Origin of the sequence: Paenibacillus sp. 32352, assembly GCF_002042965.1 — a bacterium.
In the GTDB taxonomy this organism is placed as follows: Bacteria; Bacillota; Bacilli; order Paenibacillales; family NBRC-103111; genus Paenibacillus_S; species Paenibacillus_S vulneris.
Map to the genome: position 1 here is coordinate 392,084 of NZ_MZNT01000003.1, position 15,046 is coordinate 407,129.

A 15,046-nucleotide genomic window follows, 5' to 3' on the forward strand; every position below is an offset into this window, starting at 1 on the left:
GATGGATGTGATGGGATTAAGACAGAGCTCCGAGCAGTTTAAACGGACTCTCCAGCAAGGAAATCACTATCGCATAGTCAGAGTCATTCATGCGCTGCTTCGGCTGGAGGGGGAAGCATTTATATGGGTCTTGTACTCGCAGCTGCTTCATAGGGAGCCCCATGGCCATGAGCTTCAGTACTACATGCAGCTTCTCGCGCAAGGGACGCAAAAGCTGGATTTATTGACTGCATTGATTCAAAACGGGGAGGCCGAGCGTTTGTTCGGTTTCCCTAATCCGCCGGGGCATCAGGACATCACCTTGGCCAGTATTGTCAACCAATTTTTCTTGGCCGACGGCCCCCAGTTTATAGAAGCTCTGTATTACGAGTTTTTATACCGCAGTCCGGATCCGGGCGGCATGCAGGTTCACTTGCAGCATCTGGCACAGGGCGTCCCGAGAATGATGTTTATTATGAGCTTTTTGACCTCTTCGGAATTTCTTACCTTGATGGCGGCCCCCCTGCCGCCTGGGGAGACCTCCGTCATGCCTAATACACCTGTACAGCCGGTTCCGATCGCGGGGAACGGGCTTCCAGCGAAGCAGGTAGGCATATTTATGGGATATACCCAGACGATTGGGAAGCTGCTTGACGGTGAAGGCATTGGGCGTTTCAGCATGCGGTTGATTGAAGGGCTGTTGCATCATCCTGATATTATTATTCATGTTGCAGTAAGGGAAAATAACTATCTGGATCTGGAGCGGGCTTACCGGAAGCTGAAGGCCCTCTACCCGGGACGGGTCTTCGTTCATAAATTTCCTTCCATGGAGTGGCTGAACCACCATATCCCGGTGGATGTTTGGGTGGTGCCATATATCGGCATGGAGCTGGCTTTAGAGCTGCATAAGCCCTTTATTTTGTGCGTACACGATTTGGTATACATGCACTTTAGGAATGAGTACTACAGAGAGCAGCCTGTGTTTTGCCAGAGTCTGGACAATATTGTATATAGAATGGCCGATAAAGCCAGAAAGGTCGTTTTCAACTCCAACTTTACGCGGGATCATGAAGGAATGCAATTTTTGAAGCTGCCGTTCCATAAGATGCATGTGATTCGTCTTGCCGCACCTTCAGAGGAGTATGCCTCCTTCGGAATTACTCCGGAGCTGGAGTTCCGGTTGAAATATAAGCTATATGGACCATACATTACGTTTCCGTCTGTTGTGCGCCTGCATAAGAACCATGACCGTCTCATCGAAGCCTTTCTTCGCTACAAACAATCCCCGGACGGCAAGAGCTCACAGCTCCGCTTGGTTTTGACCGATCAGCAGCATGATAGGCCCTTGGAGGGCGCAATGGCAGCCGCCCTGCAGCGCTGCACGGATGCTGAGGCAAGAAGCAGCGTGAACTTCATAGGGCGGCTGCCTTCACACGATATTCCGTCCCTATATAAATATGCGTTCGGCACCATTGTTCCTACTCTATTCGAGGGCAGTTGTCCGTTCCCTATCCTGGAATCCCTGGTTATGGACACCCCGGTGGCGACCAGCAGACTGGAAGTCATTAACGAGGTTGTCAGCGACCATTATGCTCTGATTACCTTTAATCCTTATGACGTTGCGGAGATGGAGACGGCAATCAGGCAGCTCGTCTGGAACAGGAATCCGCTGGTTGTACGGCAGAAACAGGCGTTACAGAGCATGCTGAATCGAAAATGGACGGATGTGGCCAACGAATATTATGCTGTCATTTCAGCTATTCAAATGGGATATTAAAGAATGGAAAGAGGAGCGTGGCTTGTCCTGAGAAAGGGCGACCCGCTCTTTTTTTGCCCGCAGCTGCATGCGTAAAATTAGGTTCCCTTGTAAATTACCTGAATCGGACGCAAACGCTGCGGCCCTGAAATTTTCTACAAGCCCTAATTCTATTCCCTGTGGTTCAGCGGCATGGATGGCTTAGTGAGGTTATTTGTGCCATCTGAGCGCAGGAGGCCGACTATCTCGTAAGGGAAATAGTCGGCCGGAACCGGCGAAGCTTTCGGTTAAGCCAGGGCTTAACCGGCTTGCTCCGTTTCTTTCTTCGGATTTTCACTCCAATCATCTTTACGGCAATTTCACGCTGGTACCGGCTGATCGATTCGATCTGCTCGGCAAGCCCCTTGGCTATATCCTGAGAGTCTTTTACGACCTCTGACATACTCTCCATCATGACGGCCAAGGCGCGCTGGCTGCGGGCCAAGGATTCCAGTATGTGAAGCTTAAGCTTTATTTGCAAGTCTTCCTCTTGGCGCCTCATCTGGAGCTGCCTCCGAAGAAGTCGTTAAAATCACCCGAAATTTCCCCTGAATTGCCGTCCTCATTGCTATCTCCTAATATAGCCTGCAAATTTTTGGTTAATGCCTGCTCCATCTTCGTTAAGCCGTCAATCACTTCGAGCAGCTGCTCGTGGATTTCGATAGTACGCTTTACTTGATCATTGTGATCGCCTAAATGCGAGGAGGTCAGATGGGTGCACATCCATCGGCTGGAGCGGGCGGCTTCATGCGCTTTGGCCTCCAATATTAAGGAAATATTTTTTTGAAAGCTTGCTGACGATTGCAGCAGCCTGTGGTAAGAGTCCGTTCTGCTCAAAGCTAACCCTCGCTTTCCTTGAATATAGGCTATTCTTCATCCGGTGAGTCTACTTCTTTTAGTACCAAAATCAGATTATCGCCCAAGGCATCCGTTAAATCGGCCAGGCTGTTAAGGTAGGCGGCTATATTCTTCGTTACATTGAGCGAATGGTCCGTCAGTGATTCTATATCTCCGAAAGAAGGGTTTTCATGCGAAATGTCATGAATAAACTGTCCGGCGAGCACGGCGATATGGCGCTCGGCATCAAGTATTTTGGCCATTTCCAGCTGAGAAATGGACATATAGTCAATGATAGCATCGATTTGCCGCTGCATTCCTTGCCCTCCTTCCCATATAGATTTCCACCATAACATATGCGGATGGATACCGGTAAATCACGGCATCCGCCTACCGCATGACAGCTGCAAAAAAATTTCATGGCCGTTGGTCCAGGGGCAGCCCCTGCCTTATAGGAAGGTGCGGGGGTCTACACCCCATTTATCGATAAATTTAGCGTAGTTGCGTTCCAGCAGCTCATGGACCGATTCCTGGCTCTGCTTCTGGAAGCTTGCGCTTCCATGGTGGAAGATAAACGCATCTCCGGCAATCATGAGCCGAAATCCCGCTTGCCGGGCACGATAGCAATAATCGTCGTCTTCCAAGTGTCCTGGCGAGAATCGTTCATCCAGGAGGCCAATTCGATTCATCAGCTCCCGCTTGAATAAGAAGCATAGTCCGACAACTCGCTCCGTAGGCTGCCATTTTGTCGAGTCAGGCTGATTGTACCGTTCCGCCATATCGGTCACGTTAGTAAAAGGCTCTGTAATTTGCTGCTTTCCGCTGGCATAGTTGGTGACAGGTCCGACAATGCCGATATCGCTGGAGCTGTAAAGGCATCTCAGCATATGGTCCAGTGCTCGCGGGGTAAATAGCGTATCGTTGTTCAAGAGAAGCAGCGCATCCCCGACGGCAATGCGAAGACCGAAATTGCAGGCAGCGGGAAATCCGCGGTTGAAGGGGAGGGAAATCAGCTTGAGCTTTTCCTGAATGCAGTACTGGACGGAGCCGTCATTCGAGCCGTTATCCACCACAATAATTTCGTACGCCGTGCTGATGTGCTCCCGAATGGATGCAATACAAGGCTTCAGCAAGTGAAGCCCGTTATAGTTCGGTATAATGATGCTGGTCATTTGCATGCTATTATCCTCCTGCGTAGCCTCTTTTGCGTTGGGTATCCACAAACTCCAGCCTTTCTCCAGCCCGTTCACCCGCTAGCCTGATCGCTTCAATATGATCTCCGATAATCAGCTCCGCCGTTCGATTCTTCCTCCCGACGTTGCCCTCCCGCAGTTTGTTTCGGTTAATGACGTTAATGCTTCCCCCCGTACCGATATGCAATCCCTTCAATACCGCCAGCACTTGTGCTTTAGGGGGGACAATTAGGGAATGGATCCCCATGGTCTCCACAGCCTTACGGGACAGAGCATGAGGTACGGCTGTCATGGAATTGGCGGCCAGGTCGGGCCGTTTGAGTGCGACATTCAAAAATTGCTTCATATGCGTGACGGAATCCGAATGTGCAAATGAAGATAAGAAAGGGGTCACATTGTTCAATGCGACATCCAGCCCGTTTTCGATTCCATAGATAAAAGGAATCAGCTGCTCCGCCTGAATGGGAATGTCGCCGTCCAGGAAAAGCAATATATCCGATTGTGCCAGATTGGCCCCTATGGCGCGTCCGACATCATGTCCTACAGCCTGCGGATACGATACGACGACAGCGTGGGATTTGCTGCGCGCAATTTCGAAGCTGTGATCGGTCGACCCGTTGACAACAACATAAATCTCGTCCAGAGGCAGACGGTTTAATTGCTGTAAGATGGTCCCGATGGATTCTTCCTCATTTTTAACGGTCACGATAGCCGCTATGGTCTTATTCGTGGGGACAAGGAGCCAGTCGTGGGGATGCTGGCCCTTGGCTTTGAAAAAGCCCCGAACATATCCTTTAGCGGCTTCCGCGTAATGCTTCCACGGCTCCCGGGTAATATGCAGTGACGGAATATGCTTCATCCAGTAACGGTTCAGCGCTTTTTTCTGGAAAGGCTCATGCTCGATGGAGTACAGCAGACCGTCCTCCTTGCCGTATGCTTTGCCGGAACGATACGCATGGGAAGATGTCCTGACGGTAAGGAGCTGGGCTCTTCTTTGTCTAGCAGCCGAACGGAGGGGCGTTCGCTTGTTTCTTTTCTTTAGCCTTGCTCTGCCCCTGGGGGCAGCCACTTTCCTTCGTTTTCGCGGCCGGGTACGGGTAATGGTTTTCTTGCTAGGTCGTTTATAAGCAGGTTGCAATTTCGTTTCACCTCACTAAGGACCGATTTCTGGCTAAATCCGAGTGATGAGCCCGTTCGTTAGTCGCCTGAACTAACCAATGTATAGCTTCCAGATGATCACCGACTATTAAATCCCGAAGCGGATCGACCCCATGGTTTCTTCTGCGTATCGGATTCACTGTGCTGACGTCGACGTGATGCACCGCTTCTACCCGAAGCTGCTTGACTAGAGCTATTGTCTGTGCTTTGGGAGGGACGGATAAATGCTCCGCACCGATCGTATTCAAGGCCCTTCTGCTTAGGGCGTGAGGGATGGCGGTCATGGAGCAGCCGCGTAAATCACTGCGGCCGAGCATGCTGTTCAAGGCGTGCTTGGCGAGCACCACCGGATGCACCTGTTGGGTCTGCACGGGACCGGAATACCGGTTCAGGGCTACGTCAACTCCATGACGAACCGCTCGAATAAATGGGAGAAGCTGGGCTGCCGGAATTATGATATCCCCGTCCATGAAAAGCAAAATATCTCCCGTCGCATGCAAAGCGCCGACACTTCGTCCGACATCATGTCCAAGAGGATGCTCGAAGCTGATGACGCGGGCACCTTTGGCCAGCGCTACTTCTTTGGACCCGTCGGTAGAGCCGTTAGCGACAACGATAATTTCCAGCGGATTCAGCTTACGGGCTTCCCTCAGCACCGAACGCAATGTTTTCTTCTCGTTCATTACCGGAATAATAACCGATACCCTGGATGAGGATGGAGAGCCGGCAGCTGGCATGGATTTGCGTTTTTGCCGCATTCGTTGTACAACTCCTCTCATCGGTTTTAGTACAAATAGTCATATATCGATTCGTACAATAGTTATCTTATGTACTTTTGTCACGGGAGAGAGGGCTATAGCATATAAGGGATGAAAAGGGCGCTCGATAGGTGCATAGATGATTTAAATCAAAGCATACAATAATGTAATTCATAGGGATTGGGGGTCATATGATTGCGTCGAGTCGTCATTATCGGAGCGGGCGGGCATGCAAAGGTCGTCATGGATATTTTGAAATCGAACCGTGCCTTGGAAATTATCGGATGTACGGATAAACAGTTAGCAGGAACCCAAGTATTAGGAGTCCCTGTCCTAGGGGATGACTCGGTTCTTCCGGAGCTGTACGGCCAGGGGGTTCGGCACGCCTTTATTGCTATCGGAGATAATAAGCTTCGAAGGCTGCTGGCCCGCAAAGCTACGGAGCTGGGGTATGAATTAATCAACGCGGTGAGTCCTCACGCTTACGTGGCTGAAGCAGCTTCTCTTGGGGCTGGCGTTGCGGTAATGGCGGGAGCAGTCATTCATCCGGATGTCCGAATAGGAGATAACAGCATTATTAATACGCAGGCTTCTGTAGATCATGACTGTGTGATCGGAGAGGCGTGTCATGTGGCGCCGGGTGCAACTCTGTCGGGAACCGTCACTGTAGGAGACGGAACGTTCCTTGGTACCGGGACCAAGGTCATCGACGGCGTTCGAATTGGCTCTTGGTCCGTACTCGGAGCCGGTTCCGTAGTCGTCAAGGATATACCGGACAGCTGTCTCGCCTTCGGCGTACCGGCGCGCATCATCCGGCAGCTGTAGCCTATAAACCTAAAAAGACGCTTCCCGTTCGTCAGGGGAGGCGTCTTTTTGGTGTTTTGGGGCATTAGGGGCGAATAGAGGCTGAAACCCATCCGGCTTATCCATTCGTTTAGTGTGGGTCGTCCGGGAAACACGCCGATAGACTTAATTCTGTTCGGCAGCCTTCACTTCAGCGGCGACCTGTTTAACCATTGCCGCAATATGCTGGATATCCTCCGGCGTCAGGCTGCCGTAGCTTGGCAAATTGATCCCCTGAGCGCAAATGCGGTTGGATACCGGAAACTCATCGGCTGGCTGTAAATGCTGATAAGGAGGCAGCTTGTGCATCGGGTAAAAGAACGGCCTGGTTTCAATCCCTAACGCGTACAGACGCCGCATCACCTCATCCCGCTGCTCTTCCGTAAACTCATGGAAGACGGCGCTGAACATCCAGTATACATTCTTCGCCCATTCCTTCTCCACGGGCAGGGTAATAAGGTCGCTGTCCTTCAACTGCTCCACATATTGTCCGGCAACTTGAATCCGCCGCTCGATATGCCATTTAGCCTGCTCCAGCTGCGCCAGGCCAATCGCGGCTTGAATGTTGGTCATCCGGTAGTTGTACCCGATCACAGGGTACCAGTAACGACGCTGAGGGTCCATTCCCTGCCCTTTTAATAGAGCGATTGTCCGGGCGATGGAATCGTCGTCGGTGGTGATCATTCCTCCTTCACCGGTGGTCAGTATTTTATTGCCGAATAGACTGAATATGGCTGTGTGGCCAAGAGAGCCTACCATGCGTCCTTTATACTGGGCACCTACGGCCTCCGCGGCGTCCTCGATGACGAACAAGCCGTGCCGGCCGGCGATCTCGAGAATCGGGTCCATGTCGGCCGAATGGCCGTACAGATGCACAGCGATGATCCCTTTCGTGCGCGGGGTTATTTTTGCTTCGATTTTCCGGGGATCGATATTCCAGGTATCCGGTTCCGAGTCGACGAAAACGGGCTTAGCATTGCAGTAGGTTACTGCGTTGGCCGTCGCGATGAAAGTAAACGTAGGCACGATAACTTCATCCCCCGGACCAACGCCATGGGCCAGCAGGGCGAGATGAAGGGCCGTCGTACCGTTGCTGCATGCCAGAGCGTGCTTGGTCGTGCACAGCTCGGCAAAGCCCTGCTCGAATTTTTTGATATAAGAGCCGTTTGAGGAAATCCAGGTAGAGTCAAGGCAGTCGTTGACATATTTTTTTTCATTGCCATTTAAGATTGGGAGTGCAACAGGATAAAAGTTGCCCAATTTGTATCCCTCCTAGTAGGGCGGCACCGTGCGGAACATGTAAAAGAATGAACGGCGCGTAAGTGATTGAAACATGACTATTCGATAATATATGCACTTTCTCGGAAATCGGGGTCAAGGTACACCGCTTAACAAGGCCCATTTTGGGAGAGAAGAAACCAGCGAGGGATTTCATAATCCTCCTGTCCGGCTTCGGGATAAAGACCGTGATAAGCACCCACACACATCATTTTGCATAACAGTATGATATGGGTAGCATAAAAGGCGATTTTGGTAGCCCGTATTGAATTGGAGGAGAACGATGTTGATTAAGCCTTCCGTTATTTATCAGCAAGAACCGTTAATCGCAAAATATGAGCAGGTTGTAACCACTGCAGAATGCCGGCAGTTAATTGAAATGGCCCAAAATTCTCTTCAGCCTGCCAAAGTCATAGGACAAACGGAGGTAGTAACCTCGGATTTCAGAAAGTCGGATTTTGCCTGGTTTAACCATCATGCCAATGAAACGGTAATCCGGGTATGTAAGCGGGTCGCTTCCATCGTTGGGCAGCCTCTTCATTATGCGGAAAATCTTCAGATTGCAAGATATCTCGTTGGCGGTAAGTTCGGTGCCCATTATGATACTTATGATTTGTCCACGGTAGCCGGCAAAAACTTCTTTCATCAAGGAGGGCAAAGGCTGTACACGGCACTGCTGTACCTGAATTCAACAAATGCCGGGGGCGAAACCTACTTTCCTGAGCTGAACCTGGACATTGTTCCGACGGAAGGCACTCTATTGGTTTTTGAGAATTGCAAAAAAGGTACGAATGAAACGCATCCGCTATCCTTGCACGGCTCGCGGGAGCTGAAGGAAGGGGAGAAATGGATCGCTACTTTATGGTTCCGGGAGAAGGCTCAGTACGTCGCTCCATGGACTCAAGCTGCAGTTGAAGAACAAATGCTGCCCGAGAATAAGGAACCTCAGGCCGAACGCATGGAGCCGATGCCTGTCTCGGGCATGCCGGATCCAGAACCAGCTACAGCTTCCACTTCGGGAAGCCAAACGCTATCCGCTAAGGTCGTTGCGAAAGGGAGCGGAGGGAAGCGGGAAATTCATTTCCGTGGATTTTCAGTGCAGACCAATTACATGGCGGAGGATGGTCAGTATGATCGGGGGCCGAGTCCAGGGGAAATGATTCTAGGGGCACTGGGCAGCTGCGTAACTCAAACTGCATTGGCATTGGCGGCAGAGAGAAAGATCGTACTGCAAAAGGTTGAAGTGGAGGTCGAGGGAGAGCTGGCCCAAAATGATCCGTGGAGTGCGCCTTCCCTTCATAACATATCCTATCAACTTAACATTGTTTCGCCGGAATCTACAGACACCATACTCAAGCTGCACAATGCGGTCACCAGAGTATGCCCTAGCTTGCATCTGTTAACCGATCCACAAACCGTTCGCAGGACATTTGTACACGTGCAGCCGACGCAATAAAAGAGCAATCTAGCTGCGGTATAACATCGCACAAGTATTGCGGTTTCAACATTACGGCGTGTTTGCTTTCCGACCTGCCTATCCGAATCTCATGCTCTTCTTATGGAGTATGGGATTTTTTTTATTAGTGAACGGACTCAGCCCCACTTTGTGGGGCTATTTTGTTCCTTGGCCATAACTACCGGACAACAGCCAATTTTTACTCCAGTGAGGTATCCGTCTATATGCTCCTATGTGTACGAGAATATCATTAACTAGAGTGTGTGGCGCAAGCTGGAGGTAAAAGCTGTAGGGAAAGGAGTTGTATGCATGAGAGGAATTATTTTGGCCGGCGGTACGGGTACGAGGCTTCGTCCGCTGACGAATTTGGTTAACAAACATCTTCTGCCAGTAGGAAAGTATCCTATGATTCATTACGCAATAGACAAGATGGTATCGCTCGGAATCAAGCAAATTCTTCTGGTCATAGGCAAGCCATCCGCCGGTTTGTTTACGGAATATATAGGAAGCGGGCAGCAATGGGGGGTTAGCATCACGTACAAAATCCAGGAGGAGGCCGGGGGGATTGCAGAAGCACTGGCGCTTGCAGAGGATTTCGTTCCTGCTGATGAGAGCATGCTGGTGATTCTCGGGGATAATCTTTTTCAGGACAATCTGCATCCGGCGGTAGAAGCTTACACGAAACAGCCTCGGGGGGCTCATGTGTTTCTGAAGTCCGTGCCGGACCCGTCCCGTTATGGCGTTCCGGTAATGGAAGAAGGCCGTATTACACTAATCGAAGAGAAGCCAGAAAACCCGCAATCGAATTACTGCGTGACAGGCATTTATATGTATGATTCACAGGTTTTCGATATTATTCGAACGATAAAGCCTTCCTCCAGAGGAGAGCTGGAAATCACCGATGTGAATAATGCCTATGCAGCCAAAAAAGAATTGTCCTATAGTATATTGTCCGGATGGTGGACAGATGCAGGAACCCATGACTCCTTGCAGGAAGCAAGCGAGAAGCTGAGAGGAAGTGATGCGGAATGAGCACGTTGTTGGTTACCGGGGGCATGGGCTTTATCGGAAGCAACTTCATTCTGTATTGGCTCCAAAACCATCCTAAGGATCGGGTAATCAACTACGATCTGCTGACGTATGCCGGAAACCCTGCCAATGTTGCCTCTGTGCAACATTTATCGAATTACCGTTTTATAAAAGGGGATATTGCGGATGTAGCGCTTGTAGGAAGGGTCATGCTGGAGGAGCAGGTCGATTGCATCGTACATTTTGCGGCGGAATCGCATGTAGATCGAAGCATTGAAGATGCTTCCGTGTTTGTCCGTACTAATGTGTTAGGTACGCAGGGGGTATTGGAGGCGGCAAGGAAATGCGGGGTCCGCCGTATGGTCCATGTGTCCACCGATGAAGTGTATGGAACGCTGGGGAAGGAAGGTTATTTTACCGAGCAAACGCCGCTTTCCCCGAACAGTCCCTACTCTGCGAGTAAGGCCGGATCGGATTTCATGGCTCGCGCTTATTACGAAACGTATGGTTTGCCGGTTATGATCACACGCTGTTCCAACAACTACGGCCCCTACCAATATCCGGAGAAGCTGATCCCCAAGATTATCACGAGGGCGCTTCTGGATCAACCGATTCCTGTGTATGGGGACGGACAGAATGTAAGAGATTGGCTTCATGTGGAGGATCACTGCTCGGCAATTGAGCGGGTGCTGGAATCCGGCAAGCCGGGGCAGGTCTACAATATTGGCGGAAACAGCGAACGATCCAACATCGAGGTCGTCACCGAAATACTTAAGCGGCTGGGTAAACCGGAAACACTCATTCAATTTGTCGCCGACAGACCCGGACATGACCGCCGATATGCTATTGATGCATCCAAAATAAGAGAGGAGCTCGGCTGGGCCCCCCGTTATTCATTCCAGGAGGGAATTGCGCAAACCGTGGATTGGTACGCGTTACACACGGGTTGGTGGAAACAACCTGCCGGAGATGTCCCTGAAGGCCATGCCGGGGACGATGACGGAGGTGAGCCCGAAGGATGAAGGTATTTATTACGGGAGCGGGGGGCCAGCTGGGATATGATTTGATCCGTGTGTTATCTTCCAAGCATCAGGTTGTAGCCATGACGAGAGCCGAGCTTGATGTGACGAATGAGACAGCTGTTTTTCAAGCTATCAGGAACATAAAACCGGATGCGGTCATTCATGCCGCAGCTTACACGAACGTGGATAAAGCGGAGCAGGAGAGCCATGAGGCTTATACCATCAATTCGATTGGAACGAAAAATGTAGCTCTTGCGGCAGCGGAGATTGGGGCGAAGCTCGTTCATATCAGCACGGATTACGTGTTTGACGGGAGCAAGCGAAGCCCCTATATCGAGACGGACCGGCCTAACCCATTAGGCGTGTATGGAAATTCCAAGCTGCATGCGGAGAAATTCGTGGAGCTCATCAGCGGACAATATTTCATCTTGCGTACTTCCTGGCTGTACGGCAAAAACGGCAGTAATTTTGTTACAAAAATGATTTCATTAGGCTGGCAGCACGGGGAGCTTAAGGTCGTATCCGATCAATTCGGTTCACCGACCTATACGCTCGATTTGGCACGATTTATCGAGTACTTGATGCAAACGGACTGCTATGGGCTGTACCATGTTGCCAATAGGGGGCAATGCTCGAGGTACGCGTTCGCTCAAGCGATCTTTCAAGCTTTGAATTGGCATCACGTGAAGCTGGTTCCCATTAGCTCGGCAGGCTTTCCGTCTGCTGCTCAAAGGCCCGAATACTCCGTTTTTGACGACTCTGCTATCCGGTTGAACCACCTTCCGCGTCTTCGGGATTGGAAGGATGCTTTGAACGACTTTTTGCATAATGATTTTGTATTGGAGGAACCGGCTGATGATTGAAGGTGTTCTGAAAAAAAATCTTGTGCTCCACAGCGACGATAGAGGGTATTTTATGGAAATATTACGGGAGGATGACCCCATCTATGGAAGGTTTGGGCAGGCCTCTCTCTCCATGTCATATCCGGGTGTCATCAAGGCATTCCATTATCATAAGAAGCAGGATGATATCTGGTTCTTCCCTTCGGGGAACGCCCAAGTGGTGCTGCACGATATGAGAACCGATTCGCCGACTTACAAGCAGACGGACGTGTACTATATGGGAGATCATAACAGGTATCTGCTGTTCATTCCGCGCGGAGTTGCGCATGGCTACAGGGTGCTCGGCAATCAACCGGCCACCATCCTGTATTTCACGAATATGGCCTATGACCCCAAGCAGCCGGATGAATTCCGTATAGACTGGAATGATGCGTCTATCGGGTTCGATTGGCAGACACGAAATCGATAAATAAGCGGGTTTTCCTAGGGAAAACTATTTAGCGAATGCGTACGAAGATAGTTTTCCTACGGAAAACTTTTAGGAGGTAGACAAAGTGGCCAGTCATGGAATACAATCGCGTGCCTTGGCCGCAAAGCTGCAAGGCGCCAGAAAAGGGCGAGCGGACGGCTACCGTCTCGGCCGCAGCCACGGCTACCATTTGGGGCGATGTCAAGCAGTACTGGACCGGGTGCAGCCGATACCGAGTGTAATAAGAGCGATAAAAGTGATGTATGTGGAGGAAGGAACCCCGGGGTTTCGCACATTGGACCTGGGGATTGCCAACTCGCTTAGTGTGCTGGTCCAGGAAGTGAAGGTCGTTCCGCCCACATCGGATCTGACGGCCATTGCGTGCGAATTCCGCCCTGATTTAATCCTAGTTCTAAATGGGATTTTGCGTGTGCCTAACGAGCAAATTATTAATCTTCGCCTGCACGGGTTCCGAACGGCGGTCTGGATAATGGATGATCCTTACTTTACGGATATTACGGCCTCCATGGCGCCGTTGTACGATTACATTTTTACCCATGAGTTCAATGCAGTTCCGTTTTACCAGGCTCTGGGATGCGGGAATGTGCATTATTTGCCTTCCGGTGTAGATCGGGCCGTAGTCGCTCCGCGATTTGTCGAAAGACATTACCGGTCGGATGTGTGCTTTATCGGCTCCGCTTTTCCTAACCGGATCTCCTTCTTTGATAAAGTGATCCCCGCTCTAAAAGGAGTACGGCTGTTTATGGCAGGTTATGGCTGGAACCAGCTGAAGCATTATGATGCCATTAAACAACATGTGAATCTTCAAGGGGTACTGTATGATGATAACATCAAGTACTACATCGGGGCTAAAATCGTGATCAACTTGCATCGTTCGGCCGAGGAGCGGTATAACAGCAGGAGAATCCATGCTATGTCCGTTAATCCCAGGACGTTTGAAATATGCGCATGCGGTACGCTCCAATTGACGGACATTAGGGAGGATTTAACCAGCCATTACACGCCCGGACAAGAGCTTGCCACTTTTGCAGGTCCGGAGGAGCTCGTGGATCGCATTCACTATTACTTGCGTCATGAGGAAGAAAGACGGCGAACAGCTCTCGGAGGGCTGCATAAAACCATGAGCCAGCACACTTACAGTCATCGTTTGCAAGCAATGCTGCTCACCATTTTTAACGAAACAGGTGGTTTGGTATGAGGCGTAGACTTGCCCGTTCTACTAGGAAAAAAAGTGCCGTTCCAACCGTAAGCATGGGTACGATAAAAGGCAGAAGGGAAGGTTTTCGCACGGGGTGGAGGCGAGGCTATCATCTTGGAAGAAGCGAAGCGATCCTGCAAGCCATTCAGGCGGCACAAGGAATTCAGCTGATTCGTGATCTTCATGTGCTGTTCGTGATAGAAGCTTACGAGGGCGGACAATTTCATGAGCCGATTAATCAAGGAATCATCGGGGGCTTGCAGGCCCAGGTCCGGCAAGTATCCGTAGCTGCACCAATGGACAACATCGTCGAAGTAGCCAAACAGGTACAACCTGATTTGGTATTTGTTTTGAACGGCATTTTTGATCTACCAATAGAGCACATCGACGCCATTCGCATGATGGGGATCCGGACCTGCGTTTGGATTGCCGAAGATCCTTATTTTATTGATGTGACGCTGCAGAAAGCCCCTCATTTCGATTATGTTTTTACGCATGAACTGGGGGCTGTTCCTTATTACCAAACGGTTGGATGCCAGCAGGTTCATTATTTGCCTCTAGCGGTGAATGAGGCGATGTTTCGGCCGCAGCATGTGAATTTATCGTATAGCAAGGACATTTGCTTTATTGGGACTGCATTTTGGAACCGGGTGCACTTCATCGATAAGGTTTCCACCTATTTGGCGAACAAGAAGACGTTCATTTCCGGCTTTTTGTGGGATCGTTTGAAAAGCTACCGCAGACTCCGCTCGAAAATCAGCCTGGAGCGATGCATGAGTATCCAGGACACCGCCGCTTATTACAATGCTTCCAAGATCGTCATCAATCTCCATCGTTCCCATGAAGACGACCAGCATAACTACAATTCCCAACGCATTCCCGCGCTGTCCATCAATCCCAGAACCTTCGACATATGTGCCTGTGGAGCCCTGCAGCTCACGGACATCCGGCATGATTTAAGCTATTTCTATACGCCGGGCCAAGAGATTGTCACATATTCAAGTCCGGAAGAGCTGAAGGAGAAATGTGATTATTACTTGAAGCATGAGGAGGAACGCCGAGAGATTGCTCTGCGGGCCCTTCGAAAAACAATGAGCGAGCATACGTATAAACAAAGAATCTCCCGTTTGCTCAGCGTTATCTATGGATAGACTACTGGACTGCTTGC

General features: G+C 50.4%; 16 protein-coding genes. 9 read left to right on the forward strand and 7 right to left on the reverse strand.

What is annotated here, in order from left to right:
- Position 1 precedes the first annotated feature (1 nt).
- Complete coding sequence (locus B1728_RS09445) at positions 2 to 1,756, forward strand: DUF4214 domain-containing protein (RefSeq protein ID WP_079909943.1); 1,755 nt, start codon at positions 2 to 4, stop codon at positions 1,754 to 1,756.
- Between the two features lie 220 nt (positions 1,757 to 1,976).
- Here B1728_RS09445 and B1728_RS09450 read toward each other — a convergent pair whose 3' ends face one another.
- The 6 genes from B1728_RS09450 to B1728_RS09475 all read right to left on the reverse strand — a co-directional run bounded on the left by B1728_RS09450 (position 1,977) and on the right by B1728_RS09475 (position 5,720).
- Entirely contained in the window at positions 1,977 to 2,276 is a 300-nt protein-coding gene (locus tag B1728_RS09450) for a hypothetical protein (protein ID WP_079909944.1), read from the reverse strand.
- Complete coding sequence (locus B1728_RS09455; protein ID WP_079909945.1) at positions 2,273 to 2,611, reverse strand: alpha-helical endospore appendage domain-containing protein; 339 nt, start codon at positions 2,609 to 2,611, stop codon at positions 2,273 to 2,275. Before B1728_RS09455 ends, B1728_RS09450 begins: the two co-directional genes overlap by 4 nt.
- 29 nt (positions 2,612 to 2,640) lie before the next feature.
- Positions 2,641 to 2,928, reverse strand: coding sequence for a nucleoside-diphosphate sugar epimerase (locus B1728_RS09460; protein ID WP_079909946.1), 288 nt, complete (start codon positions 2,926 to 2,928; stop codon positions 2,641 to 2,643).
- 132 nt (positions 2,929 to 3,060) lie between these two features.
- Positions 3,061 to 3,789 (reverse strand): glycosyltransferase family 2 protein, encoded by a 729-nt coding sequence (locus B1728_RS09465; RefSeq protein WP_079909947.1) that lies wholly within the window; start codon positions 3,787 to 3,789, stop codon positions 3,061 to 3,063.
- Between the two features lie 4 nt (positions 3,790 to 3,793).
- Entirely contained in the window at positions 3,794 to 4,942 is a 1,149-nt protein-coding gene (locus tag B1728_RS35750) for a glycosyltransferase family 2 protein (RefSeq protein WP_144027816.1), read from the reverse strand.
- 7 nt (positions 4,943 to 4,949) lie between these two features.
- A complete protein-coding gene (locus B1728_RS09475) occupies positions 4,950 to 5,720 on the reverse strand; it encodes a glycosyltransferase family 2 protein (protein ID WP_144027817.1) in 771 nt (256 codons plus the stop codon).
- 195 nt (positions 5,721 to 5,915) lie between these two features.
- Here B1728_RS09475 and B1728_RS09480 point away from each other — a divergent pair, with 195 nt between their 5' ends.
- Positions 5,916 to 6,545: an acetyltransferase gene (locus B1728_RS09480; RefSeq protein ID WP_256865301.1), complete on the forward strand. Its 630-nt coding sequence runs from the start codon at positions 5,916 to 5,918 to the stop codon at positions 6,543 to 6,545.
- A 144-nt stretch (positions 6,546 to 6,689) separates the two neighbouring features.
- Here the strand turns inward: B1728_RS09480 and B1728_RS09485 are convergent, their stop codons facing one another.
- Complete coding sequence (locus B1728_RS09485) at positions 6,690 to 7,823, reverse strand: DegT/DnrJ/EryC1/StrS family aminotransferase (RefSeq protein ID WP_079909949.1); 1,134 nt, start codon at positions 7,821 to 7,823, stop codon at positions 6,690 to 6,692.
- A gap of 301 nt (positions 7,824 to 8,124) precedes the next feature.
- Here B1728_RS09485 and B1728_RS09490 point away from each other — a divergent pair, with 301 nt between their 5' ends.
- From B1728_RS09490 to B1728_RS09520, 7 genes are all read left to right on the forward strand, one after another.
- Positions 8,125 to 9,297: an OsmC family protein gene (locus B1728_RS09490; protein WP_079909950.1), complete on the forward strand. Its 1,173-nt coding sequence runs from the start codon at positions 8,125 to 8,127 to the stop codon at positions 9,295 to 9,297.
- 309 nt (positions 9,298 to 9,606) lie between these two features.
- A complete protein-coding gene (locus tag B1728_RS09495; protein ID WP_079909951.1) occupies positions 9,607 to 10,329 on the forward strand; it encodes a sugar phosphate nucleotidyltransferase in 723 nt (240 codons plus the stop codon).
- Entirely contained in the window at positions 10,326 to 11,348 is a 1,023-nt protein-coding gene (gene rfbB, locus B1728_RS09500) for a dTDP-glucose 4,6-dehydratase (protein ID WP_079909952.1), read from the forward strand. Before B1728_RS09495 ends, rfbB begins: the two co-directional genes overlap by 4 nt.
- Positions 11,345 to 12,211 carry a dTDP-4-dehydrorhamnose reductase gene (gene rfbD, locus B1728_RS09505; RefSeq protein ID WP_079909953.1) on the forward strand — a complete coding sequence of 289 codons (867 nt, stop codon included), beginning with the start codon at positions 11,345 to 11,347 and terminating at the stop codon, positions 12,209 to 12,211. The genes rfbB and rfbD overlap by 4 nt, the downstream gene beginning before the upstream one ends.
- The gene (locus tag B1728_RS09510) at positions 12,204 to 12,659 is read left to right on the forward strand and encodes a dTDP-4-dehydrorhamnose 3,5-epimerase family protein (RefSeq protein ID WP_079909954.1); all 456 of its coding nucleotides are present in this window, start codon (positions 12,204 to 12,206) and stop codon (positions 12,657 to 12,659) included. Before rfbD ends, B1728_RS09510 begins: the two co-directional genes overlap by 8 nt.
- Before the next feature lie 85 nt (positions 12,660 to 12,744).
- Complete coding sequence (locus tag B1728_RS09515) at positions 12,745 to 13,878, forward strand: CgeB family protein (RefSeq protein ID WP_079909955.1); 1,134 nt, start codon at positions 12,745 to 12,747, stop codon at positions 13,876 to 13,878.
- Entirely contained in the window at positions 13,875 to 15,029 is a 1,155-nt protein-coding gene (locus B1728_RS09520) for a glycosyltransferase family protein (RefSeq protein ID WP_079909956.1), read from the forward strand. The genes B1728_RS09515 and B1728_RS09520 overlap by 4 nt, the downstream gene beginning before the upstream one ends.
- Positions 15,030 to 15,046 lie beyond the last annotated feature (17 nt).

Bases quoted from the DNA above. Each gene is read 5' to 3' on its own strand.
- B1728_RS09445 (WP_079909943.1), top strand. From the start codon at position 2: ATGGATGTGATGGGATTAAGACAGAGCTCCGAGCAGTTTAAACGGACT.
- B1728_RS09450 (WP_079909944.1), bottom strand. From the start codon at position 2,276: ATGAGGCGCCAAGAGGAAGACTTGCAAATAAAGCTTAAGCTTCACATA.
- B1728_RS09460 (WP_079909946.1), bottom strand. From the start codon at position 2,928: ATGCAGCGGCAAATCGATGCTATCATTGACTATATGTCCATTTCTCAG.
- B1728_RS09465 (WP_079909947.1), bottom strand. From the start codon at position 3,789: ATGCAAATGACCAGCATCATTATACCGAACTATAACGGGCTTCACTTG.
- B1728_RS09475 (WP_144027817.1), bottom strand. From the start codon at position 5,720: ATGCGGCAAAAACGCAAATCCATGCCAGCTGCCGGCTCTCCATCCTCA.
- B1728_RS09490 (WP_079909950.1), top strand. From the start codon at position 8,125: ATGTTGATTAAGCCTTCCGTTATTTATCAGCAAGAACCGTTAATCGCA.
- B1728_RS09495 (WP_079909951.1), top strand. From the start codon at position 9,607: ATGAGAGGAATTATTTTGGCCGGCGGTACGGGTACGAGGCTTCGTCCG.
- rfbB (WP_079909952.1), top strand. From the start codon at position 10,326: ATGAGCACGTTGTTGGTTACCGGGGGCATGGGCTTTATCGGAAGCAAC.
- rfbD (WP_079909953.1), top strand. From the start codon at position 11,345: ATGAAGGTATTTATTACGGGAGCGGGGGGCCAGCTGGGATATGATTTG.
- B1728_RS09510 (WP_079909954.1), top strand. From the start codon at position 12,204: ATGATTGAAGGTGTTCTGAAAAAAAATCTTGTGCTCCACAGCGACGAT.
- B1728_RS09520 (WP_079909956.1), top strand. From the start codon at position 13,875: ATGAGGCGTAGACTTGCCCGTTCTACTAGGAAAAAAAGTGCCGTTCCA.